This is a genomic window from Flavobacterium calami, assembly GCF_038290035.1.
GTDB classification, from domain to species: Bacteria; Bacteroidota; Bacteroidia; order Flavobacteriales; family Flavobacteriaceae; genus Flavobacterium; species Flavobacterium calami.
Window position 1 is genome coordinate 15365 of record NZ_JBBYHS010000021.1, and the last position, 24550, is coordinate 39914.

20 protein-coding genes are annotated in these 24550 nt (G+C 35.6%); 14 read left to right on the forward strand and 6 right to left on the reverse strand.

The features are described 5' to 3' along the window. Nucleotides 1-5 precede the first annotated feature (5 nt). The 9 genes from AAEO57_RS17780 (at nt 6) to proC (ending at nt 10285) form a co-directional block, all read left to right on the forward strand. Nucleotides 6-1550, forward strand: a complete 1545-nt coding sequence (locus tag AAEO57_RS17780) for a patatin-like phospholipase family protein (protein WP_341694383.1) — start codon at nt 6-8, stop codon at nt 1548-1550. A gap of 88 nt (nt 1551-1638) precedes the next feature. Next, on the forward strand, nt 1639-2559 hold the full coding sequence (locus AAEO57_RS17785; RefSeq protein WP_341694384.1) for a hypothetical protein: 921 nt from the start codon (nt 1639-1641) through the stop codon (nt 2557-2559). 186 nt (nt 2560-2745) lie between these two features. Next, nucleotides 2746-4017, forward strand: coding sequence for a serine--tRNA ligase (gene serS, locus AAEO57_RS17790; RefSeq protein WP_341694385.1), 1272 nt, complete (start codon nt 2746-2748; stop codon nt 4015-4017). Nucleotides 4018-4105: 88 nt separating this feature from the next. Beyond that, nucleotides 4106-4942 carry a prolipoprotein diacylglyceryl transferase gene (gene lgt / locus AAEO57_RS17795; protein ID WP_341694386.1) on the forward strand — a complete coding sequence of 279 codons (837 nt, stop codon included), beginning with the start codon at nt 4106-4108 and terminating at the stop codon, nt 4940-4942. Nucleotides 4943-4992: 50 nt separating this feature from the next. Continuing rightward, a complete protein-coding gene (locus AAEO57_RS17800; RefSeq protein WP_341694387.1) occupies nt 4993-6774 on the forward strand; it encodes a tetratricopeptide repeat protein in 1782 nt (593 codons plus the stop codon). Nucleotides 6775-6859: 85 nt separating this feature from the next. Further along, the gene (locus AAEO57_RS17805) at nt 6860-7171 is read left to right on the forward strand and encodes a DUF4286 family protein (RefSeq protein ID WP_341694388.1); all 312 of its coding nucleotides are present in this window, start codon (nt 6860-6862) and stop codon (nt 7169-7171) included. A 111-nt stretch (nt 7172-7282) separates the two neighbouring features. Continuing rightward, the gene (rsmA, locus tag AAEO57_RS17810; RefSeq protein WP_341694389.1) at nt 7283-8068 is read left to right on the forward strand and encodes a 16S rRNA (adenine(1518)-N(6)/adenine(1519)-N(6))-dimethyltransferase RsmA; all 786 of its coding nucleotides are present in this window, start codon (nt 7283-7285) and stop codon (nt 8066-8068) included. After that, entirely contained in the window at nt 8052-9401 is a 1350-nt protein-coding gene (gene mgtE / locus AAEO57_RS17815) for a magnesium transporter (protein ID WP_341694390.1), read from the forward strand. Before rsmA ends, mgtE begins: the two co-directional genes overlap by 17 nt. 98 nt (nt 9402-9499) lie before the next feature. After that, complete coding sequence (proC, locus tag AAEO57_RS17820) at nt 9500-10285, forward strand: pyrroline-5-carboxylate reductase (RefSeq protein WP_341694391.1); 786 nt, start codon at nt 9500-9502, stop codon at nt 10283-10285. 150 nt (nt 10286-10435) lie between these two features. Here proC and nhaA read toward each other — a convergent pair whose 3' ends face one another. Beyond that, nucleotides 10436-11578 (reverse strand): Na+/H+ antiporter NhaA, encoded by a 1143-nt coding sequence (gene nhaA, locus AAEO57_RS17825; protein WP_341694392.1) that lies wholly within the window; start codon nt 11576-11578, stop codon nt 10436-10438. A 168-nt stretch (nt 11579-11746) separates the two neighbouring features. On the opposite strand from nhaA, the gene AAEO57_RS17830 reads away from it, so the two are divergent. The 3 genes from AAEO57_RS17830 (at nt 11747) to AAEO57_RS17840 (ending at nt 13566) form a co-directional block, all read left to right on the forward strand. Next, nucleotides 11747-12694, forward strand: coding sequence for a 2-hydroxyacid dehydrogenase (locus AAEO57_RS17830; protein ID WP_341694393.1), 948 nt, complete (start codon nt 11747-11749; stop codon nt 12692-12694). 170 nt (nt 12695-12864) lie between these two features. Continuing rightward, nucleotides 12865-13272 carry a DUF805 domain-containing protein gene (locus AAEO57_RS17835; RefSeq protein WP_341694394.1) on the forward strand — a complete coding sequence of 136 codons (408 nt, stop codon included), beginning with the start codon at nt 12865-12867 and terminating at the stop codon, nt 13270-13272. A gap of 15 nt (nt 13273-13287) precedes the next feature. Next, on the forward strand, nt 13288-13566 hold the full coding sequence (locus tag AAEO57_RS17840) for a TM2 domain-containing protein (RefSeq protein WP_341694395.1): 279 nt from the start codon (nt 13288-13290) through the stop codon (nt 13564-13566). Between the two features lie 50 nt (nt 13567-13616). On the opposite strand, the gene AAEO57_RS17845 is transcribed toward AAEO57_RS17840, so the two are convergent. Beyond that, nucleotides 13617-15425, reverse strand: a complete 1809-nt coding sequence (locus AAEO57_RS17845; protein WP_341694396.1) for a GNAT family N-acyltransferase — start codon at nt 15423-15425, stop codon at nt 13617-13619. Nucleotides 15426-15539: 114 nt separating this feature from the next. Between AAEO57_RS17845 and AAEO57_RS17850 the strand changes: the two genes are divergently transcribed. Both AAEO57_RS17850 and AAEO57_RS17855 read left to right on the forward strand, forming a co-directional pair. Then, the gene (locus AAEO57_RS17850; RefSeq protein WP_341694397.1) at nt 15540-16301 is read left to right on the forward strand and encodes an exodeoxyribonuclease III; all 762 of its coding nucleotides are present in this window, start codon (nt 15540-15542) and stop codon (nt 16299-16301) included. 230 nt (nt 16302-16531) lie between these two features. Beyond that, a complete protein-coding gene (locus AAEO57_RS17855; protein ID WP_341694398.1) occupies nt 16532-17473 on the forward strand; it encodes an OmpA family protein in 942 nt (313 codons plus the stop codon). Between the two features lie 61 nt (nt 17474-17534). Here the strand turns inward: AAEO57_RS17855 and AAEO57_RS17860 are convergent, their stop codons facing one another. The 4 genes from AAEO57_RS17860 to bioD form a co-directional block, all read right to left on the reverse strand. Further along, nucleotides 17535-20801: a T9SS sorting signal type C domain-containing protein gene (locus AAEO57_RS17860; RefSeq protein ID WP_341694399.1), complete on the reverse strand. Its 3267-nt coding sequence runs from the start codon at nt 20799-20801 to the stop codon at nt 17535-17537. A gap of 337 nt (nt 20802-21138) precedes the next feature. Continuing rightward, a complete protein-coding gene (locus AAEO57_RS17865; protein ID WP_341694400.1) occupies nt 21139-22305 on the reverse strand; it encodes a beta-ketoacyl synthase N-terminal-like domain-containing protein in 1167 nt (388 codons plus the stop codon). Nucleotides 22306-22467: 162 nt separating this feature from the next. Beyond that, nucleotides 22468-23739 (reverse strand): adenosylmethionine--8-amino-7-oxononanoate transaminase, encoded by a 1272-nt coding sequence (gene bioA, locus AAEO57_RS17870; RefSeq protein WP_341694401.1) that lies wholly within the window; start codon nt 23737-23739, stop codon nt 22468-22470. A 134-nt stretch (nt 23740-23873) separates the two neighbouring features. Beyond that, nucleotides 23874-24491: a dethiobiotin synthase gene (gene bioD, locus AAEO57_RS17875; protein ID WP_341694402.1), complete on the reverse strand. Its 618-nt coding sequence runs from the start codon at nt 24489-24491 to the stop codon at nt 23874-23876. Between the last annotated feature and the right edge of the window lie 59 nt (nt 24492-24550).

The window sequence follows — 24550 nt, forward strand, 5'->3', positions numbered from 1 at the left end:
GTCAAATGAAATACAGATATTATCAATTATTCCTAATCTTATTTTGTCAATTAGGATTTTCCCAAAATAAAATCAGTCTTTTTTCTGAGATAAGCTACAATTCGATTCCGCCTGTTTCTTTAAATGAATATAAATCGGTTCAGGAACGTGATAAAAAGTTTCAAAATCCTAATATAGCCTTAGGAATTGCGATTTCCGGTGGCGGTTCCAGAGCTCAGTTTTTTAGCATGGGCATTTTGTTGGGCTTAGAAGAAATCAGAGAAGGCAATTCTCAGCGCAATTTTTTAAATGAAATCGATTATTTCTCGACGGTTTCAGGAGGCTGTTATTCGGCGGGTTATTATTTAACAATTCTGAAAAACAAACTCTATCAGGATCATCAGTCTTTTAACGATTTTTATTTTTCCAAAGCTGATGCTTATAAAGATTACGTGAATAAATCGGCTAGTATTTTATCACTTCTGAACAATAGCAAAAACGAAAAAGGTGATAAAATATCGATGACCCAGCAATTGGATCTGGAAGTTTTGCAATATGACAGCGCCAATCCTGATAATCCCGATAAATGCAAAACGCAAATGCTTTTGTCTGATTTTTTTATTCCGAAGGGAAGCGCTCAAATTCCGTATTTACCTATGATGGTGGCCAATGGAACAGCTTATAATAACGGAGAACGAATTGCATTTATGCCTCATGTTATCCGGGGTTTGAATATAAATTCATCTCTGGCTCCCAATAAGGCTTCGATTTGTTTAGACGAAAATCAGGTAAATGACGGTTATGATTTTCGGCTGACATACGGTATAACAGCGAGTTCTGCCTTTCCGGGTGTACTTCCAAAAACTAAATTCGGAATTAAAGGCCAGGATAAAATATTGTGTATTGTTGATGGTGGTGCCTCAGATAATACGGGTTATAAAACTTTACTAGAGCTGCTTCATAATGATTCTAAAGTAAATGATAAAAATAAAAAAGCACTTTTTATTGATTGTCTGGGACAGGGAAAAAAGGAACCTTATATAACTGATGAAAAAATTAAATTGATTTCATTGCTCGAAACTACTTCTTTGTACACGGTTCAGACGCGATATATGACTTTTGAAAGGGATATTGAAAATGCATTTGAAAGATATAAGATTCCCGCTTCAAATTATCAGATAATTGGTTTTACTACTTTACGCGATCATTTACTGACCTTAAAAAAGGATGAATCGTATGAAAAAATAGTCGCCGAACTCAAAAACACAGATGATGATTATGATAATTGGTTAAAATTTTACGACAAATTTAAGCACGATTTAATAGAGCAGTTTGGCGAACTCAGTTTTACACGCAATAAAGACGGCGAAATAATTCTGGCCACTTTGACCCGTGATAAGTTTAGCGAATTAACCGCTGCCAACATCCTGATTTTATATGAATTTGCTTCGCACGTTGAAACCAAACTAAAAATAACCCCCGAAGAAAGAGAAATGTTATTGTTGTCCGGACGTTTTGCTGCTTTTTTAAAAGCCAAAGGATTAAAAGATTTGTTAGCAGAGCATAAATAGTTTAGAAAGCAATTTAACAGGTTTTGTTTAAAAAGCTTAGTAAGAATATTTTATATTTGAAAGCCCCTAACAATAAAATCAAAAAGCAATGAAAATTAAAACCTACTTGATTCTCATCGGCACTTTTTTATTTTTAAACTCCTGCGAAAAAAATAAAAAACAAGCCATTGATGAAAAGGCTGCTTTGGTGGCAGATGTGCGATCTGAAAATGTAAAACCAAAACCAGCCGAAAAACTTGTTTTTAAAGACAACGAAAACATTGTACTGTCGGAAGAACTGGATTTGTCTCTCTTAAAAAAAGCAGTTAAAAATCTAAATATCAGGTATTCTGATGTAAGAGTCAACGAAACAACTTCTGTTACTTATAATGATAAAATTACCTTTTTTGTCATCACTTATTTAGTTGATACTGAGGAACACGGACAAGAAGCAGAAGAGTATGATTTGGGGGATTATTTCGAAAGAAAATACCTTTTTGTCAATAAAGCAGATGGAAAAATCATTGATCATGAAACAGATTTTAATCTCAGCTATAATGAAAATGAAGGAATGCATTTTTCGAAAACCTATATTCTTAAAGATTTAATTCCGTTAAACGAGAATACAAAGGGAGTTGCTTTTTACACCGAGGAAGCTTCTGGCAGCCGTGTCAGTTTATATTCACAGCAAAAATTTACGATAATTGCATTAGTAAATAATAAAATCAAAAAGCTTTTGTACGAATATCCAATCAGAAAAACACAGGGAGATTCAAATGGCAGAGCTTCTTTTGAATTGGAAACCTTAGAAACAGGTTTAATAGTGTCTAATGAAGAAAGAAATGGTTTTCTGGATTTAATTGTTTCAAAAAATTTCTCGTATGAAGTGGCTGTAGAGGCAGATGAGGAAACCGGAACTGCGGAAAAGTCCACTTTTAAGGTGAAAAAGGAATGCGAAAGACTAAAATATAACGGTCAGATTTACTTTTTTAAGAAAGATGACCGATACAGGTTTCTGGATTATAATTAAAGATTTGAATTTATAAATTTTAGTTTCTTAACAAAAAACTTTGCGAATCTCTGTGTGACCTTCGTGCAACTTCGCAAACATCCTTTAAAATACATTCTTTCCCCTAAAACTTTGTCGTAATCTTAGGAAACATTTCCTTAAATTTGCTTCCGTTATAAAAAATACAATAGTTATAAAAACCAAGCTATGTTACAAATCGCATTTATTAGAGAAAATCAGGAGAAAGTAATCAAGGCTTTAGCAAAACGAAATATCGATGCTAAAAGCGTTGTAGAAGAAGTGGTGCAATTAGACGAAAACCGTCGTGCAGCTCAGGTAGAATTAGACAACACTTTATCTGAATCTAATAAATTGTCCAAAGACATAGGCGAGTTAATGAAGGCTGGTGAGAAAGCCAAAGCGGCAATCTTAAAAGAAAAAACGGTTTCATTAAAAGAAAAAAGTAAAGAATTAGGTGAAAAAGCAGAAGCTTTAGCTGCTGAGCTGACCAATAAATTATACACATTACCCAATCTTCCTGCTGATATCGTTCCTGAAGGAAAAACACCTGAAGAAAATCTGAATGTTTTTGAAGAAGGAGATATTCCGGTTTTACACGAAGGCGCACAGCCTCACTGGGAACTGGTAAAAAAATACGACATCATCGATTTTGAACTGGGTGTAAAAATTACAGGAGCAGGATTCCCGGTTTACAAAGGAAAAGGGGCCCGTTTACAGCGCGCTTTAATCAATTATTTTTTAGATAAAAATACTGCTGCGGGGTACAATGAAGTTCAGGTGCCGCATTTGGTAAACGAAGCTTCGGGTTTCGGAACGGGACAATTGCCGGATAAAGAAGGACAAATGTACCACTCGACTATTGACGATTTATATTTGATTCCGACTGCTGAGGTACCAGTTACGAATTTGTTCCGTGATGTTATCTTAAACGAAAGTGACCTTCCGGTTTTGCATACAGCGTACACGCCATGTTTCCGTCGTGAAGCAGGGTCTTACGGTGCTCACGTTCGAGGATTAAACCGTTTGCACCAATTTGATAAAGTAGAAATTGTACGTGTTGAACATCCTGATAAATCTTACGAAGCCCTTGACGGAATGGTAGAGCATGTAAAAAGCATTTTGCAGGAATTGAAATTGCCATACAGAATTTTACGTCTTTGCGGAGGCGATATGGGTTTCACTTCAGCATTGACGTATGACTTTGAAGTATTTTCTACAGCTCAGGATCGCTGGTTAGAGATTAGTTCTGTTTCTAACTTCGAAACATTTCAGGCAAACCGTTTGAAATTGCGTTTCAAAGACAAAGACGGAAAAAATCAACTGGCTCATACACTTAATGGAAGTTCATTGGCGCTTCCACGTGTTTTGGCCGGAATTTTAGAAAATTACCAAACGCCGGAAGGAATCGTAATCCCTGAGGTGTTACGTCCTTACTGCGGGTTTGATATTATAAACTAGTTTTTTAGTTTTCAGTCGCAGTTTTCGGTCTCAGTTAAATACTGGACTGAAAACTGCGACTGCGACTGAAAACTAAAAACTCATAACAATGAAAAACGGAATATTAAATTGGAATGTGGATCCTGTTATTGTCATGATAACAGATAGTTTTCCTTTAAAATATTACGGAGCTCTTTTTGCCTGCGGGCTTCTTTTAGGGTTTTATATCGTTAGAAATATCTATAAAAAAGAAAATCTTTCGTTAGACAATCTCGACAGTTTACTTATTTATGTTATTGTTGGAACCGTTTTAGGGGCAAGGCTTGGGCATTGTTTCTTTTATGAACCTGCCTATTTCTTCAAACATCCTATAGAAATTCTTTTACCGATTCAAAAAATAAAAGGCGTGTATCAATTTGTGGGCTATCAAGGCCTTGCAAGTCACGGAGGTTCGATTGGGGTCATTACTGCGATGATTTTATATTGCCGAAAATACAAAGTACAATTTTTAGGACTTTTAGATAAAATGGCAGTTGCAGTTCCTGTAACAGGTGCTTTTATCAGAATGGGTAATTTTATGAATTCGGAAATCTATGGCAAACCAACTAATGGAAATTGGGGCGTCGTTTTTCAAATTGATGATTTGATTCCGAGGCATCCAACACAGTTATATGAGGCTTTTTCGTATTTATTAATTTTTGGAATCTTGTTTTATATGTACAAAATCGAAAAAATCAGGGATGTACAGGGATTAATCTTTGGAAGTTTCTTAACTTTATTATTCTCAGCTCGTTTTATTATTGAGTTTTTTAAAGAAAACCAAGAAACCTTTGAGAACAATATGCTAATTAATATGGGACAGATTTTAAGCATTCCGTTTATTTTAATTGGTTTGGGTTTGATATTCTGGAAGTCAAAACAAAAAGAAAATATCAAATTTTCATAACGATTTCGGTTTTTAAACTGCGATTGAAACTTCAATTTTAAAACGGAAACATGAAAAAAATATTCCTTTATATCGTTTTATTCTGTTCTGGTTTTGCGTTTGGCCAAAATGAGCAGCTTGCTCAATATTATTATGATAAAGGTGATTTTGAAAAAGCAAAAATCAGTTACGAAGAACTTTTAAAAAGTGTACCCTCAAATACGCAATATTTTTTAAGAACCATTGATTGTTACCAGCAGCTGCAGCAGTTTACTAATGCTGAAAAAGCTATTCAGGAACGTTACAATCGCTACAAGCAAGGTGTCTTTTTAGTAGAATTGGGATACAACTTTCAATTGCAGAAAAACGAAACGAAAGCTAAAAATTATTACGATCAGGCAATTGAAAAAATTAAAATCAATCCGAATGATGTTTATGGAATTGCCAATTCTTTTGAGAAAAAAGTATTGCTGGAATATGCTTTAAAAGCGTATCAAACTGCAATGCAGATTCAGCCGAATTACAATTTTAATTTCCAGATCGGAATGTTGTACGGGCAGTTAGGAAAAACAGATCTGATGATTGATCTGTTGCTGACTGAATCTTTTACAAATCCACAGAATACAAATCTGATTCAGACACAATTATCACGTTTCATGAATGGTGAAACAGATAATACCGCTTTTAAAGATGCGATGCGGAAAGCTTTAATCCTGAAAACTCAACAAAATCAGGATGTATTCTGGAATCATTATCTGAGCTGGTTTTATGTACAACAAAGAGAATTTGGAAAGGCTTTTATTCAGGAAAAGGCGATTTACAAACGTGAACCTGAATCTTTAATCAGTATTGTAAATTTAAGTCAGTTTGCACTCAATGAAGATGATACTGAAACCGCTTCTGAAATTTTAAATTTTATTTTGCAAAATACCAAAGACCAGGACTTGCTGATTGCAACTAATGCCAGTTTGATGCAGATTAAAATCGATAAATCACAGGAAAAAGAGTATCCAATAATCACTGCTGAACTTCAACAGTTGCTTGCGACCTATGGAATAAATCCTTTTACCTTATCTTTGCAAATAATTCAGGCACATTTTCTGGCTTTTAATTTAAAAAAGACAGAGGAAGGTAAGGCAGTTATAAAAAAGGCTTTAGAACTTAATTTAAACGAGTATCAGAAAGCAGATGCCAAAATGGAACTCGGTGATATTTTGCTTTTGGAAGAAAAATTCAATCAGGCGCTAATTTATTATTCGCAGATTCAGCTGGATTTAAAGAATGATATGATGTCGCACGAAGCGAGTTTAAAAGCGGCCAAAACAAGTTATTTTAAAACCGATTTTGAATGGGCTTTGAAACAATTCAAAGAATTAAAGTCGGCTAATACACAACTGATAGCCAATGATGCTCTGGAATATTTTTTACTGATCAATGACAACACCGTTGCCGATTCGACACAAACTGCTTTGAAACAATTTGCAAAAGGTGATTTTTTAATTTATCAGAATAAAAAGCAGGAAGCAATCGTGCAGTTTCAGAACATTCTAAAATCCTTCAAAGGGCAGGAAATCGAAGCTGTAACAATGTTGCGTTTAGGGAAAATATATGAAAGCCTGAAAGATTATAATTCGGCGTTAAGCCAATATCAGCAAGTGATTGACCATCATAGCGACGGTATTTACGTAGACGAAGCGCTGTTCTTTTCGGCAGAAATTTACAATGACGAACTGAAAGATACAGAAAAGGCAAAACCTTTGTATGAAAAGGTAATTTTTAACCATCAGGATAGTATTTATTTTGTTGATGCGAGGAAAAAATACCGCGAGTTGAGAGGAGATAAGAATTTATAAAAATAGATTTTTTAGATTATTAGAAGGTTAGATCATTAGATGTCTAACAATCTAGAAGTCTAACAATCTAACAATCTAAGAAAAAATGATTATTTACAACGTTACCACCAATATACACGAAAGCGTTCATGACCAATGGTTAGAGTGGATGCAGGAAAAACATATTCCGGAAATTCTGGCTACAGATAAATTTTCTTCAGCACGAATTGTAAAAGTTTTGGTAGAAGAAGAAATGGGCGGAATTACCTATTCAGTTCAGTATACTACAGACAGCAAAGCGACTTTAGAAAAATATTATCTTGAAGATCAGCCGAAATTTGACAGAGAAGCACTTGAATTGTTTGCTGATAAAATGCTTTCTTTCAGAACTGAATTGGAGGTTATTTCGGAACATTAGGATTTTGACTTGAGCCTTGTAGCAAAAAGTTTGAAAAATAAAGCTTTGAGCCTTTGAGTCTTCGCTGCAAAAAGAATACTTTTGCGCCCTCGTGGCAAAACAAGAAAGAAAATGGAAAAAGTAAAAGCCAAAAAACATTTAGGACAGCACTTCCTTAAAGATGAAAGTATAGCAAAAGCAATTGCCGATACTCTAAGCTTAAAGGGTTACGATGAGGTTTTAGAAATAGGACCGGGGATGGGTGTGCTTACTAAATATTTACTTGACAAACCAGTTACGACCCGGGTAATCGAGATTGATACTGAATCTGTAGCGTATCTGGATGCTAACTATCCAAAATTAAAAGATAGAATCATTTCAGAAGACTTTCTGAAATACAATATAAACCAGGTTTACGAAAACAAGCAGTTCGCCATAATTGGTAACTTTCCTTATAATATCTCTTCTCAGATTGTTTTCAGAACATTAGAATTCAGAGATCAGATTCCGGAATTTTCAGGAATGTTTCAAAAGGAAGTTGCAGAGCGAATCTGCGAGAAAAAAGGATCAAAAACTTACGGGATACTGTCCGTTCTGGCACAGGCTTTCTATGACACTGAGTATTTGTTTACTGTAGACGAAAATGTTTTTATTCCTCCGCCCAAGGTGAAATCGGGTGTGATGAAAATGACCCGAAAGGAAGATTATAGCCTTCCGTGCGGTGAAAAGTTATTTTTTACGGTGGTAAAAACGGCTTTTCAGCAAAGACGAAAAACATTACGTAACAGTTTGAAAACATTAAATTTAACCGATAAGTTGCGGGAAGATGTTATCTTTGATAAACGTCCTGAGCAACTTAGTGTAGATGAATTTATTGAACTGACTCAAAAAATAGAAGCCGATGGAGTTCAAAGTTAGCAAAGAATTAATCCAGCAATTAGAAGAGCATATTGTTCAGAAAAACGACAAAGAACTTGAAGTTTTACTTAACGATCTGCACCACGCTGATATCGCCGAAATCCTTGATGAACTGGATTTTGACGACGCAACCTATATTTTTAAGGTTCTCGACAGTGACAAAACCGCTGAGATTCTTCTTGAATTAGAAGATGACCTGCGTGAGAATATCTTAAGCCGCCTTTCACCAAAAGAAATCGCCGAAGAGCTTGACGAGCTTGAAACCAATGATGCGGCAGATATTATTGCCGAACTTTCACAGGAGATTAAAGCAGAGGTAATCTCGGAATTAATTGACGTCGAACATGCAAAAGACATTGTCGATTTGTTGCGCTACGACGAAAATTCTGCAGGTGGTCTGATGGGGAAAGAGCTCGTAAAAGTAAACGAAAACTGGAACGTACTCACTTGTGTGAAAGAAATGCGTATTCAGGCCGAAAACGTATCCAGAGTACATTCGATTTATGTGGTCGATGATGAAAACCGTTTAAAAGGAAGATTATCCCTTAAAGATTTACTGACTTCTTCAACCAAAACCCAAATTGGCGATGTTTATATCCGAAAACTGAATTTTGTAAACGTTGATACCGAAGATGTTGAGGTAGCCCGTATCATGCAAAAATACGATTTGGAAGCGATTCCGGTTGTGGATGAGTTGGGACGTTTAGTGGGAAGAATTACAATTGATGATATTGTAGACGTAATTAAAGACGAAGCCGATAAAGATTACCAGCTGGCTGCGGGTATTACGCAGGACGTAGAATCCAATGACAGTGTTTTAGAATTGACTAAAGCACGTTTGCCATGGCTTTTAATCGGTATGGTGATCGAAATCGTGGCTTCTTTTGTTTTGAAGGGAAATGAACAGACATTCCAAAAATATTCAACTTTAATCATTTTTGTACCTCTGCTTTCGGCAACGGCTGGAAATATTGGTGTTCAGGCATCAGCAATTGTGGTTCAGGGTTTGGCAAATGGTACTTTGAAAGATTTTAGCAGAGGATACTTTAGTAAAGAAATTACTGTTTCTATGATATCCGGAAGTATTATTTCATTGCTTCTTCTGGGGTACCATTCAATTATGTACCAACAATATTTAGTTGGACTTGCCATTTCAATTTCGATGATTGTAGTGATATTATTTGCCGCAACCTTAGGAACTCTGGTACCGCTTTTTTTACATAAAAACAAAATTGATCCGGCTATCGCTACAGGGCCATTTATCACTACGACCAATGATGTTTTTGGAATTATGCTCTATTTTGGAGTTGCCAAATTGATTCTTGGTTTTTAATTTTTCCAACAAATTAGCAGATTGCAGTGATTTAAGGTTATAAAAATCTGTGTAATTTGTGGCTTAAAAAATACGCTATTAATCAGCAATAAATAAGCATGAAAGTACATATTATTGGAGGAGGAAATCTGGGGGTTTCTGTTGCCGTTGGAATTGCAAAATTTTCTAAAAACAATCAGGTTACCGTTACCAGAAGAAACACTGCGAGTATTCAGTATTTAACAGAGTTAGGAATTACGGTTTCATCTGATAACAAACATAATATTCAGGAAGCTGATGTGGTAATTCTGACTGTTAAACCGTATCAGGTAGATACTGTTCTGGGGGAGATTTTGCCAGTGATATCAGGAAAAACTATTGCGTCTGCTGTGAGTGGTTTGTCTTTGGAAATGCTTCAGGCAAAAACGAATAATGAATATCCCGTGGTGAGAATTATGCCTAATATTGCAGCACAATTTGGCGAATCAGCTACTTGTATTTCGTTTCCTGAAAAAGACAGAGAGAAAGCCTTGCCAATCGTAGATTTGTTTCAGGACTTAGGAACTGCTCCGGTTATTGACGAAAAACTAATGGATGCGGCAACGGTTTTGGGTGCTTGCGGAACAGCTTATGCTTTAAGATATATTCGCGCTTCGATGCAGGCCGGAATCGAAATAGGGTTTGACTCTGAGACAGCTTTGGCCATTGCAGCACAAACTGTAAAAGGGGCTGCAAAAATGTTGCTGGATGAAAAAGTGCATCCGGAACAATTAATTGACCGTGTTACAACGCCTCAGGGTTGTACTATTGTCGGTTTGAACGAAATGGAGCACAATGGTTTCAGTTCGTCTTTAATCAAAGGAATCAAAACTTCTTTGAAACAGATCAAAGGGCTTTTAAAATAAAAATATCAAATTTTTGAAATTCCAAATTCCAAATTCCATTTTTCAATGGGATTTGGAATTTTTTGTTTTTATACCTATATGTCATTTCTTCTTACGCCAAGAATGGCAATATTCTGGAATAATTGGAATTTGGAATTTCTATATTAGAATTTAAATGTTCTTCTTCTCTAAAATATACTTTAAATAAACAAATCCAAAGATTCCTGACAGAGCCGAAGCAATCAGAATGGCTATTTTAGAAAAAATTATTATTTCAGAATCTTTAAATGCTAAAAGAGTGATGAAAATAGACATCGTAAAACCAATTCCACCCAACATTCCGGCACCTAAAATATGATTCCATTTTATTTTTTTTGGTAAAGAAGAAAAACCGGCATTTACTCCAATATAAGAAAAAAGCAAAATACCTAAAGGCTTACCAACAACCAGTCCTAAAATAATTCCCAATGTATTAGGATGATTCAAACCTTCATGCCAGTCAGATCCAATAACCAGACATGTATTTGCAATGGCGAATAGAGGCAAAATTAGGAAAGAAACAGGTTTATGTAAAAAGTGCTGTAATTTATAGGATAAGGATGTTTCGCTACCATCACCAAACGGAATTACAAATGCCAGTATAACCCCTGTAATAGTAGCATGAACGCCAGAATTTAGCATAAAATACCACATTAAAATACCACCAATCAGATACGGAATGAGGTTGTGAATTTTCATTCTGTTTAAAACAAATAATATTCCCCAAATTCCCAGGGCAATGGCAAGGTTTACAAAAACAATAGAGGAAGTATAAAAAACGGCAATTACAATAATGGCGCCAAGATCGTCAATAACAGCGAGTGCCGTTAGGAATACTTTTAAAGATGCAGGCACCTTATTTCCTAAAAGCGATAAGATTCCGATAGCGAAAGCAATATCTGTAGCCATTGGTATTCCGGCGCCACTCTGGGTGATTGTTCCGAAATTTAAGGCCAAAAACAATGCAGCCGGAACAAACATACCCCCAAGCGCTCCCATGATAGGCAAGGCGGCATTTTTGATGTTGGACAATTCACCATGATAAATTTCGCGTTCCAGTTCTAATCCGATAAGTAAGAAGAAAATTGTCATTAAACCATCATTAATCCAGTGGGTAATGGAATGTCCTCCAAGATCTTTTTCCCATATTGCGATATAGGGTACCTGAAATGAGGAGTTGGCGAGGGTAAGTGATAATATTGTAACAAAAAGCAATAACAAACCTCCCGATTTTTTGTTTTCTAAAAAGGCTTTAAAAGTTTTGGTTAATTTCATTTGAGAGAAGTTATGCTGATACCAATTTAATGTCTTTGAAGTTTTCAGCAGTGATATTTTCAAAGTTAAAAAAAATAGCCCAATAAAAAGCCGTAGTGTTTGTTTGATATAAACTGGATTCAGAAATAAAAGAATAAACTGTATTTTTGTTTATCTAAATTTAAAATAATGAGCATAAAAATTCTACATATTGACAGTAATCATCCAATTCTTTGGCAACAATTAGAAGAAGCGGGTTTTGAAAATCATGCCGATTTTACTTCTTCAAAAGAGGAAATCGAAGCAAAAATTCAGGATTATAACGGAATTGTAATTCGAAGCCGTTTTAAAATTGACAAAACATTTTTAGATAAAGCAGTCAATCTTCAGTTTATTGCCAGAGTAGGAGCTGGACTTGAAAGTATTGATTGTGACTATGCTCTGGACAAGGATATCAATCTGATTGCGGCTCCGGAAGGGAATTGCAACGCTGTTGCAGAACATACTTTGGGAATGATTTTGTCCCTTTTTAATAAACTGAACCAGGCAGATAGTGAAATTCGTTTAGGAGAATGGAACCGGGAAAGCAACCGTGGGTATGAACTTGACGGAAAAACGGTAGGTATCATAGGTTATGGTAATATGGGGAAAGCCTTTGCTAAAAAACTCCGCGGATTTGATGTTGAAGTTTTGTGCTACGACATTGTGGATAATATGGGAGATGAAAACGCAAAACAGGTTTCATTGCAGGATTTACAACAAAAAACAGATGTTCTGAGCCTGCATATTCCGTGGACACCTGAAACCGACAAAATGATCGACTTGAATTTCATTAATGCATTTGCAAAACCAATTTGGATCATAAATACTTCCCGTGGAAAAAACATTGTCACGGCAGATTTGGTCGAAGCAATAAAGTCTGGGAAGGTTTTAGGGGCAGGTCTGGATGTTCTGGAATATGAGAAATTATCTTTTGAAACACTTTTTAAAGAAAAAAATACTCCAGAAGCCTTTCAATATTTACTGGATGGTAGAAAAGTAATACTGACACCTCATATTGCCGGCTGGACATTTGAAAGCCACGAGAGACTGGCTCAGGTTATAGTGGATAAGATTAAAGCCCTTTACTCAAAATAACAATTCTAATTCACAATTTAATAACAGGGTTTTTCTGTAAACCCTCGCGAGAAAATTAGTTTTTAAAGTTATTTTTTTTTAATATTGTTGTTAAATTTAACAAAATTTTAAAAAGGGAGAAACCGAAAATCCTCAAAAGAGTAGGCTTTAATTAACTAAAAAATATTATTATGATTGAATGGTACAAAAAAGTAGTTTTTGAAAATTATGTAAATTTTAATGGGCGTGCAAGAAGAAGCGAATATTGGTATTTTGCATTAGCAAGTGGAATAATATCAATCATTTTGACGATTATAGATAAAATCCTTGGAACAACATTTGGAATTGCTGAAACAGGAATAATAAGTGGTTTATATAGTTTGTTGGTTATATTGCCAAGTATCAGTGTAGGGGTAAGACGTTTACATGATGTAGGTAAAAGTGGCTGGTTTATGTTGATTATATTGATTCCTATTATAGGCGCTATTTGGTTATTAGTTTTAGCTTGTACAGATGGTGACCAGGGAACAAATGCTTACGGACCAGATCCTAAAAATGATTTTGACGAAATTAGTGAAATTGGAAAAGTTGATGCGTAACTAAAACATATAAAAATGGAAACTACTAGACCAACCGAACACTGGAATAATCCTCCGGTTCGAAGAGAAGAAAACAAGAAGATTGTCGCAGGTATTTTAGGTATTTTAGTAGGGTATCTGGGAATTCATAAATTCTATTTAGGTTATACCAAAGAAGGAATAATTCAGATATTGCTTAATCTTGCATGTGGACTAGGAGGATTAATAGGGCTTATAGAAGGAATTATCTATCTTGTCAAAACAGACGAAGACTTTTATCAAACTTATCAGGTAGGTAAAAAAGGCTGGTTCTAAAACATAAAAAAACCCATTTCAAACGAAATGGGTTTTCTTTTTATAGTTTCTTAACTAATATCTTCCTTTTCAGATAATTTACGTTCCAATTCTATCTGAAACTCTTCAATAACCGGTTTCATAGTGCTTTCAGGGATATCTGCAATCCTGATATACATTAAACCGTCAATAGCATTGTTAAACAAAGGATCCACATTAAAAGCTACTACACGTGCGTTTTGTTTGATGTATTTTTTAATCAGAACAGGCAAACGCAAATTTCCGGGTTCCAGTTCATCAATGATTTTATCAAATTTGTTCAGGTCTGATTCGGCTTCATCGAAGATAAAATCTTTATCAGCGTCTTTCAGTTTTACTTTGTAAGCCTTTTTCGGGTGAATATATTGTGCGATATAAGGGTCATAATAATTTGACTTCATAAACTCTATCATTAACGATTTGGAGAAGTCAGAGAACTGATTGCTGATACTTACACCACCCAGCAAATATTTATGTTCAGGATAACGCAAAGTTGTATGAATAATTCCTTTCCATAGTAAGAATAGCGGCATTGGTTTTTGCTGGTATTCTTTAACGATAAAGGCGCGGCCCATTTCGATTGATTTGTGCATCATATCGTGCAATTCAGGTTCAAACCTAAAAAGATCATTCAGGTAAAATCCTTCAATTCCGTATTTTGGATAAATTTCAGAGCCTAATCCCATTCGGTAGGCACCGGCAATTTTTTTAGTATCCTCATCCCATAAAAACATGTGGTGATAATACTGGTCAAACTGGTCTAAGTCAATAGATTCGTTAGTTCCTTCACCAACTTCACGGAAAGTAATCTCACGTAAACGTCCAATTTCATGCAGAATATTCGGAATTGATTTTGCCCTTGCAAAAAAGACTTCATAGTTTTTGCTTTGTAACAAGCGGCAGTCACTGTTTCTTAGTTCCTGCACTTCATCAATCATTTTGGATTCGTTGGCAGGCGTAACGATTTTTTTGGGTGCTTTCGGAATTTTTAAATTGGCAGGATCCAGTAATTTGCTGTCCTTTTCAAAAGGATTGGCGAGCATATAGGTTTTCTTTCTTAAAAACTCTGAGTATTCTTCAAAAGATTCTATTTCGTTTTGTTCGTTTACCGAAATTGGTTTTCCAATACGAACTTTAATCACACGGTCTTTTTGGGTAAGCAGTTCAGATGGTAATTTGGCAGTACGTAAAGTGTCATCAATTTTAGAAAGCCAATAAAATAATTTACTGTTTTTGGCATGAAAATAAATCGGTACAACCGGAACTTTTGCTTTTCTGATCAGTTTCAAAGCACCTTCTTCCCAAGGTTTATCTACAACTAATTTTCCGTCTTTGTAAGTCGAAACTTCCCCGGCAGGGAAAATTCCCAAAGGCTTTCCGTCACTTAAATGACGCAGTGTTTCCTTAATTCCAACCACGCTTGATTTAGCATCCTTATGATTTTCGAAAGGATTTACAGGCATAATGTATTTCTTAAGCGGAACAATTCTGTGCAATAAAAAGTTGGCAATAATCTTGAAATTCGGCTCTCTTTCAAGCATTAATTTCAATAATAAAATACCATCAATTCCTCCAAGAGGGTGATTTGAAATGGTAATGTAAGCGCCATCTTTAGGCAGACGTTTTAAATCTTCTTCAGGGATTTCAAATTTGATTTCCATCTCATCCAAAATTCCGTTTAGAAACGCAACATCCTCTAAATGTTTATTGTGATCGTAAATTTTATTAAGGGTAGAGATTTTAAGAACCTTCATGAGAATCCACCCTGAAAAAGTACCAAAAACTCCGTACTTATCAACATTTATTGCCTTTGCAACTTCTTTCGCGGTAACTAAACCCATGTACTTTTTTAATTTATTAGAACAGCGAACAAAGATAACAAAAAACTCTACTTTTAGCGTTTGTTATGCAAACTTTCCGCATTTTTATTACTTTTGGATATCTAAAAAAATCGCATGAAAATTATTTCTTATAATGTAAACGGAATACGCGCTGCTATTTCAAAAGGATTTATAAATTGGCTTCAGCAGGCTAATCCGGATGTTATTTGTCTTCAGGAAATTAAGGCTAGTCAGGATCAGATTCCGACAGAGGATATTACGGCAGCGGGCTATCCGTATCAATATTATTATCCGGCAACCAAAAAAGGATATAGCGGAGTAGCCATTTTATCTAAAATTGAACCTCAAAAAGTAGTTTACGGGACCGGAATTCATCACATGGATTTCGAGGGACGAAACCTTCGCGCCGATTTTGAAGACGTTTCTGTAATGAGTCTGTATCTTCCATCGGGAACCAATATTGAAAGATTAGATCATAAATTCATGTATATGGATGATTTTCAGACCTACATCAATGAATTAAGGTTAACGATTCCTAACATCATCATTTGCGGTGATTATAATATTTGTCACGAAGCGATTGATATTCACGACCCGGTTCGCAACAAAACCGTTTCCGGATTTTTGCCTGCTGAACGCGCCTGGTTAGATGCTTTTATGAAAACGGGGTTTATTGACAGTTTCCGTCATTTCAACAAAGATCCGCATCATTACACATGGTGGAGTTACCGTGCAGGAGCTAGAGGAAATAATAAAGGCTGGCGTATCGATTACAATCTGGTAAGCCAACCTCTTGAACACAGACTCAGACGTGCCGTTATTCTTCCGGATGCCATACATTCAGACCATTGCCCGGTTTTAGTCGAAATCGAATAATTTTGGTATTGTTATTGTTACACAAAGCCCAGTTCTAAGTCAAAATAATTGTCATCCTGAGCGGAGTCGAAGGCTTTAATGCTAAAAATAAGGAGCTGTTTCCTGCTTTCCACTGCAATCTTTGTGTTTTTAAAGAAAAAACACAAAGGATTTCCGTTTCAATCAGGGCTAGGGCTTCACGGTAAAAAGAATATTTAAAGAATAATAACCTAATTATAAATACCATAAAAATGATTAAAAAAGCCTCACTGGGATTGCTGGTTTTAGCACTTTCAACATCTTGCGTTTCCAAAAAAATATACAACGATCTGGAAACAAAATATTCAGATTTAAAAAAAGAAAATCGTTCTATTGCTGATGAAAACAGTGAACTAAAAAAAGCCAAAAATCAGTTAGAATTAGACCGTGACAAATTAACCAAAGATTTAAATAGTACAAAAGCAGAACTTGACAAACAAAAAGCAGATCTGGCCACAGCACAAAATAAATTCAAAGTTTTACAGGATTCCTATAATGCACTGGAGAAAAACAGTAACGATGCCTTAGAGAAAAATATGAATAAAAACCGTGATTTGCTGGCAGAATTAGAAGCAAAATCAAAAAAACTGGCAGAAGAGCAGGCTCGTCTGGATAAAACCGCAAGCCGTCTGAATGAATTAGAAGCTATGATTGCCGCGAAAGAAGAGGCGATGAGAAAGCTGAAAGAAACGTTGTCTAAAGCTTTGAATGGTTTTGAAGGAAAAGGACTGACAGTAGAACAGAAAAACGGAAAAGTATATGTTTCTATGGAAAACAAATTACTTTTCAATTCAGGAAGCTGGGCAGTGGGTTCTGAGGGTAGAAAAGCAGTTGTAGAGTTAGGAAAAGTATTGGGAGACAATCCGGATCTTTCTGTTTTAATCGAAGGACATACAGATGATGATCCTTATGCAGGTTCAGGACCAATCGCCAACAACTGGGATTTGTCTACCAAAAGAGCAACTGCAATTGTGGCTATTTTGAGCGAAAATGCTAAAATCAATAAACAAAAATTAACGGCTGCAGGGCGTAGCGAATTTTCTCCTTTGGCAAGCAATGCAACTCCAGAAGGAAAAGCTAAAAACCGTAGAATCGAGATCATCTTAACACCAAGATTAGATGAAATAGCCGACATGCTGAACAGTATCAACTAAGCTAAAGAAATCAAATTCAAATAAAGCCCGGAACTATTAAGCTCCGGGTTTTTTTATTGAGTTAAAAGAGTATTTTTTTGGTAAACTGTTGTTTGTTTTTGGTTTCTATTTTAACGAATAATACCTGGTTTTGATTGCTAAAGTTTTTAATTTCAAAATGAGTAAGATTTATATTCTTTTTACTGAATATTTTTTTACCCTCCAGATTATAAATTATTATAGTGTCTATAGTTTCATCTGGTGCTGCTACAGTAATAATGCTGTTTTTTACAGAAACGGTCACAACGTTGTTTTCTTTTTCTGGATTTTCGTTTCCTAATGTCTGGTTTATATATTTTAATACAAAACGATCATCAAATGTCCCCACAGTAGTGTTAAAAGTATAAACCCGGTTTTTCAAATCAAAAAGAGTTCCGGTTGTTTTATCTTCTAAATACACATTTTTAGTATTTAAAATTCCGTCAACCCGATCAATCGAAATCGTGAATTCACCGGCGCTATTGGCAGAGTATCCTAATGGAATTTCATCATTTTCATTAAAAGGAACAGCACGTCCCTGAATTGCATATTTTTTACCTTGATTGATACTGTAAAAGTCAATAAATTGATTTCCGTTAAAACTTGTTCCATCATATTTCGGATCGTAATCATTGGTTGCATGTTCCACATAACCAAGTAAAATTTGTTTAAAGGCTCCTTCTGTGTTTGTTAAATTTAGCCATATCCTGCTTTTTTCTGCAGATTCGGTTTTTTTGGCAAATTTAAAAAACTGACTATTTTCGCCTTTGATTCGCATGCTGTTGCTAAAAGTTATTATACCTGTTCCTGATCCTTTTGCAAAGAAAGACTGACCTGCAGCTATTTTTCCAAGAGGCTCATTAACCGATACAATTTCACCAGGATCTGCAATACCGTTATTGTTAGCGTCTACAAAGTTTCCGCGTGTTGCCGTTCCGCCTACCAAACTATAGACAGCATAGTCATTAGAAGTATACACATATTTATTTCCACTGGGAGCAATGGGGGTATAATGAGTCCAGAAATATAAAACACCTTCAAGATTAGTGTTGGCATCTATAAAAAGATCTGCATCAATTGCTGAAGGATAAGGATTTCCAACCAAATAATACTTATCGGTTTCTGTAGTTTCTGCAAAAACATTTCCGTTATTAGGTGTTCCAATAAACTGAACCTGTTGCGAATAAGGGAAAACAACGGTTTCAGGATAAGGAGCGGGCCATACACCTTCTTTTGGGGTTCGGATTATATATCCAACACCTTTTTCCATGACACCGGTGTGCAATATCCAGTCTTGATTTTGCCATGCGTGATATTTGTCCCAGAGTGTATTTGGCGATAAATCAAAAGTGGTTTGTCCTTCAACCGGTGATGACCAATAGGTGTAATCAAAATTTTCCATTGGTTTAGTAATGCGTTTGTAAATAATATCACCTGTGTTGGCAATATCATTTATTTGCAACAAACTTGCGTTGTTTTCAAATGTCAATGTACCACCTGCATTTACAGTAACCTTATCCTGAATGGTCATCGTTTTGTTATCAGGAATTATAACATTAGCGGGAGAGTTTACGGTACAGTTACAGCCAGAAATATCAGTGTTTTCACTGTAATCTCCTTCGAAAATTAAATTTGAATCGCTTTGTGGTGTAATACTCCATGCAGTACCATTCCAGATTGCGTTTTGAAAGCATATATTAGCTTCGTCAGCACCCCGATAGGGTTTTGTTCTTGTGTCTCCATCTATATCAGTGTTTACTGGAGGGATCAGAGAATTTCCAAGAGATAAATCTCCATTAGTTGCTATATTTTGTAAATGTAAATCGATATTAGAAACAAAGTTCGGGTTTAAAACATTTTCCGCATTAGTTTCCGGATCTCCTGTTGCAGTATGCCAACTGACAGGATTAGTACTATCATTGCTTTCACTTCCGCCAAATCTGGCTCTAAAATAACCCGGAGAAAAGGAGTTGACGTAATGTGTGTTGTAATTCATCCGGCTTATTGTAGGTAAGTTTGTCCCGGGAATAAGTATAGAGTATTGTGTGCCATTCGGAGAGTTATTGATAAAAATATTATTCCGGATATCTAGCGTGCTGTTGCTGTATTCTTCTACGTATAAACATGCATCTCTTCCTCCATTTAAGATAGTATTAATAGAAATGCTATTGTGCCAGATGTTTATATTGCCGCCATTCGCAATCGGACTTGAATTTGAACCTCTAATAATGATTCCATGCCCTTTATTATGATAGTTAAAGTCGTTGTTGTCTAAATTTGCTGCATTCGTAATTTCGCTAATCATATTATTGTAAATACTAACACCACCACTTCCTCCTCCGGCAGGGAAAATATTAATTCCAGCGGAATAACTACTGTTGTTTTCTACATCATTCCTGATATTGTAAATAGTATTATCTGATATTATTCCGTTAGAAGAAGTACCTCTAATAGAAATTCCGCAGGCAGCAATAGTATTGTTTGTTGTTTTTTCAACATTAGCGATAGTGTTTTTTGAAATAGTATAATTATTTATATTAAATAAAACTATTCCAAAAACAGGCTGCAGGCCAATTGGCCCCAAATTAGATATGGTACAATTTGTTATATTCCAGTTACTGGTTGTACTATCACCATTAACATACAGAGGGTTTTTGGTATCCCAAAAGGAGACATTATGTACATTTATATTGTCGGTATGTGTAGGATCAGTATAGGCAGGAGGAGTTGAGGTTATTTCTGCACCTGCATAAATTCCTGCAGCAAAAAAATAATCTCCTGTGCCTATGGTGCGGTTTGTTGTTCTTAATGTTAAATTTTGTATAGTGCAATGATTAGTGCCGTTTTTTATCCAAATAGCCCCGCTGTGTGCCCAGTCATTTATGTTGTAAGAATTGTAAATTGTCAAATTGTTATCACTAACTGTATTGTTGCCTTCCAAAATGATATAGGAGGCATTGTCCAGTTCAATAAGTCCTTTTGTCGATCCTATAGAACCACCAATAGCTCCTTCAATAGTGATATTTTTACCATCGTTTGGTTTTATCGTTAAGGTGTTTGTTGCGCTGGATCCTGAGATTGGTCCAATAGTTATAGAACTTGCAATTCCGGTTTGATTTTCATCTATTAAAAAAGTAACAGGACCATTTACCCCAACAGCGGTTACATAAGCAATTGCAGAAAATAATGTATTAAAATTTGGTCCGTCTGGAGAAGAGGTACTAATAATGTAATTTCCGCTTAACTGGGCATACCCTGCATTTTGAATAATGAGCAGCATAAAAAAAATATTGCGTAATCTCTTTTTCATAAGTCTATGTTTTGATTTTGTTTTAATAATAGAACAATAACTTACTGAAGTTGAATACAATAGTTTTGGGGTTTACTAAAAGTAAAAAAAAAATACTTATGAATCTTTTTTAATTGTAATATTTAATATGACGACATTATTTAATGTTTTTTATTTTTTATTTTTAAAAAAAAAGTTTGTTTTTTTATCAAGAAAAGTAAAAAAAAGTTAAAAAGGAGATGTTTTTAAGAATTCAAACCAGGTGACAAATGTCTAAAAATGCAAAACAGGAGTCAGAAAAGAAGGCCAAATTTTGTGTCTGCCCTTAATTATTTAGTATTTAGCAGGTCGCTATAAATCAGGCTTTTTCAATTAAAATACTAACGGCATTTCCTCCAAAACCAACGGCATTGATTAATACCTTTTTTATGATTTTAGTTTGATTTTGAGTTTTTGCAAAGGGAACATTGATAAATTTATCATGCTGGATCATCAAAAGAGCCAGTTCTAAACTCAAAATTCCTGAAGCACCAAAAGTGTGGCCGATCTTCCATTTATTGGTAGTGAGCAATGGTATATTTGTTCCGAAAACTTTTTCAATTGCACGTAGTTCGGTCAGATCGCCTTTTATGGTGCCGGGTGCGTGCATGACGATTACGTCTACCTCTTTTAAATCGGTTTCTTTTAAAGCCATTTTCATCGATTTCTGAAAGCAGTCTGCTTCTGCAGAAATCGAAATATTATGTTCCAGAATTTCAGTTGCATATCCAACACCGGTTATATAGGCTATTGCATTGGGTGAGTCGCCAGCTTCAATACAACATACACCGCCAGCTTCGCCTAAAATCATGGTGTTTTGCGTTTTATCAAAGTCAAAAGCGAGATTTGGCCATGCTTCCTCTGTTTGATTAATTCGCGAATATATTTTTAAAGCCCGCATCTGTGCAATTGTAAAATCGGTTAACGGAGCTTCACTTCCGCCGACTAAAAACTTATCGGCCATTCCTGATTTTAGCCATGCAACACCATTTAATATTGCATGAAGTGCTGTTGAACAGGTAATAGAATGCGAAATTTCAGGGCCTGTACTTTGTAAATCGTGGGCAATCCAGGAAGAAATGTTTCCTAAAGTAGTGGTAGGCGAGGCGAGAGTTTGCGCTTTTCCGGTCTCAATATATTCTTTATAATGTTTTTCGAATAAATCGGTTGCCCCACGCGATGAGCCAATGTTGATTCCGAATGTATCTCCTGATTTCCAGCCTGCCTGTTTAACAGCTTTTCGGGAAGCCGCCAAAGCAAACAAAACAGAATCGTCCAGAAATTTATATTTAGGATCTGATTCACGAACTTCAGCTATAATTTGTTTGGATTCAGCTTCAAGTGCTGCGACAGAAGTTTCCTGCTGATCTAAGAATTGCTGCGAAAAGCAATGTTGATCGTTAAGGTATTTTTTCCAGACTTCTTCAGGATTATTTCCTAATGGAGAAATAGACGAAAATGCTGTTATGGAGATTTTAGTATTCAACTTTTTTTATTTAACGGCAAAGTTCGCAAAAGTTTACGCAAAGTTCGCAGGGTTTTAAATAAAAATTAAAGTATATAAGTGATTTAAGTTTTAGTGTTTTACTTTACTTAATATGCAATGTAAAGTTAAATGAACTTATATCACTTATATGGTTTTTACTCGTTAGACCATTTCAATAGCTTCTTCAATTGTAGCATACACTTTTTGAAGCTGTTCGTCTGTCATGATATATGGAGGTAAAATATAAACAATGTTTCCAACCGGACGTAAAACAACACCATTTTCTATAAAGAAATTGTACAATTTGGTACGCATTGAGCCATAATAGCTTTCCTCTGAATCTGATTTGATTTCAACTGCGAAAATAACACCCAATGTTCGGACCGTAATTACTTTTGGATGGTTTTCAATTTTTTTCTGAAACTCTAAATGGCTTTTGTTGATTCGTTCAATATTAGCCTGCATTACATCAGTTTGAAGTAAATCTATACTTGCCAAAGCCGCCGCACAACCCGTTGGATTTGCGGTAAAAGTATGTCCGTGAAATAATGCTTTGTTAATATCATCGTCATAAAAGGCTTCAAAAATGTTTTGGGTAAAAGTGGTAATCGCCATCGGAATTGTTCCGCCCGTTAAAGCTTTTGAGAGGCACATCATATCCGCAACTTCAGAAACATAATCCATCGCAAAGGTTTTTCCGGTTTTGCCAAAACCTGTCATAACTTCATCAGCAATGGTCAAAATGTTGTTTTCTTTGCAAATAGTTATCAGTTTTGCAAGAGCTTCGGGTTCGTACATTACCATTCCGGCTGCTCCCTGAACTAGAGGTTCAAAAATAAATCCCGCACAATTATTTTGCTGAATTACATTTTCCAGCGCCTCAAAACTCACTTGTTCCTGACCTTTCACAGGAACTGGAATTCGAACAACATCTATAAACATTCCCTGAAAAGCCTGAGTGTAAAAGGAGATTCCGCTTGCTGCCATTGCCGCAAAAGTATCACCGTGAAAAGCATTTTCGAAAGCGATTATGGTGGTTCGTTTTTCTCCTTTATTGAAAAAATATTGTAAAGCTACTTTTATGGCTACTTCGACTGCGGTTGAACCATTGTCAGAAAAGAAAATCTTTTGCTGATTCTTTGGCAAAATTTCCATGAGTTTTTCAGCAACTTTTATGGCTGGTTCGTGAGTAAAACCGCCAAATAATACGTGTTCCAGTGTTGTGAGCTGTTTGTAAATTGCATCGGCAATAAATTTATTGCTGTGTCCAAACGGATTGACCCACCAGGAAGCGATGGCATCAATGTATTCTTTGTTGTTTTCGTCCCAAAGCAAAGCGCCTTCGCCTCTTGAAATTGCTATTGGGGTTTGCGAAGTTTTGTGCTGTGTATAAGGATGCCAAAGGTATTGGTTGTCTTTTTCTGTTAATGTCATTTTTTAGAGAATAGATTATAGAGTCAAGATGCAAGAAGAAAGACGCTATAGTTTGCGCAAAGATAAGAAAGTCTATTTTGTAACTCTCAATTCTTGTTTCTATTCTCTCGCTTCAATTCTCTTGCTTCTATAAACTACAAGCCAAGAAGATTCTCCCGAAACAAGTCTGCGTATTCTTTAATTACATTTTGGTCGAAATAGGGTTCTTCTTCAATTCTTCCAATACATTTTATTCCGGTTTTATTCAGAATCAGGCTTTCGGTCGATTTATTTTCGCTTCCGCTAAAGATAATTCCGGAAACCCGAAAACCTCTGTTTTGAATCGCTTCAATCGTCAGTAGCGTGTGGTTGATGCTTCCGAGATAATGTCTGGAAACTATAATGATTTTATAATCGGACTGAATTAAATCTGCGATTGTGTCTTTTTCGTTTAACGGAACAAAAATGCCGCCAGCACCTTCAATAACAAGATGGTTCTCGGTTTTTGGTTCCTTGATTTCTTTGAGGTCAATTGTAATTCCGTCAATTTCAGCTGCCAAATGTGGGCTTGCCGGTGTATTTAGTTTGTAGCTATTTTCGAAGATTTTTGTTTTTGAATTAGAAATTCGGGTTTTTATTTTATGACTATCTGAATTCTCTAAATCTCCCGCCTGAACTGGTTTCCAGTAATCTGCCTCTAAAGCTTCAACTACAATGGAAGAAGTTATTGTTTTGCCAACATCGGTTGAAATTCCTGTTATAAATATTTTCATAAATTGTTGTTTCGCAAAGATCCACAAAGAAGACTCAAAGCAACTCAAAAAAATATTCT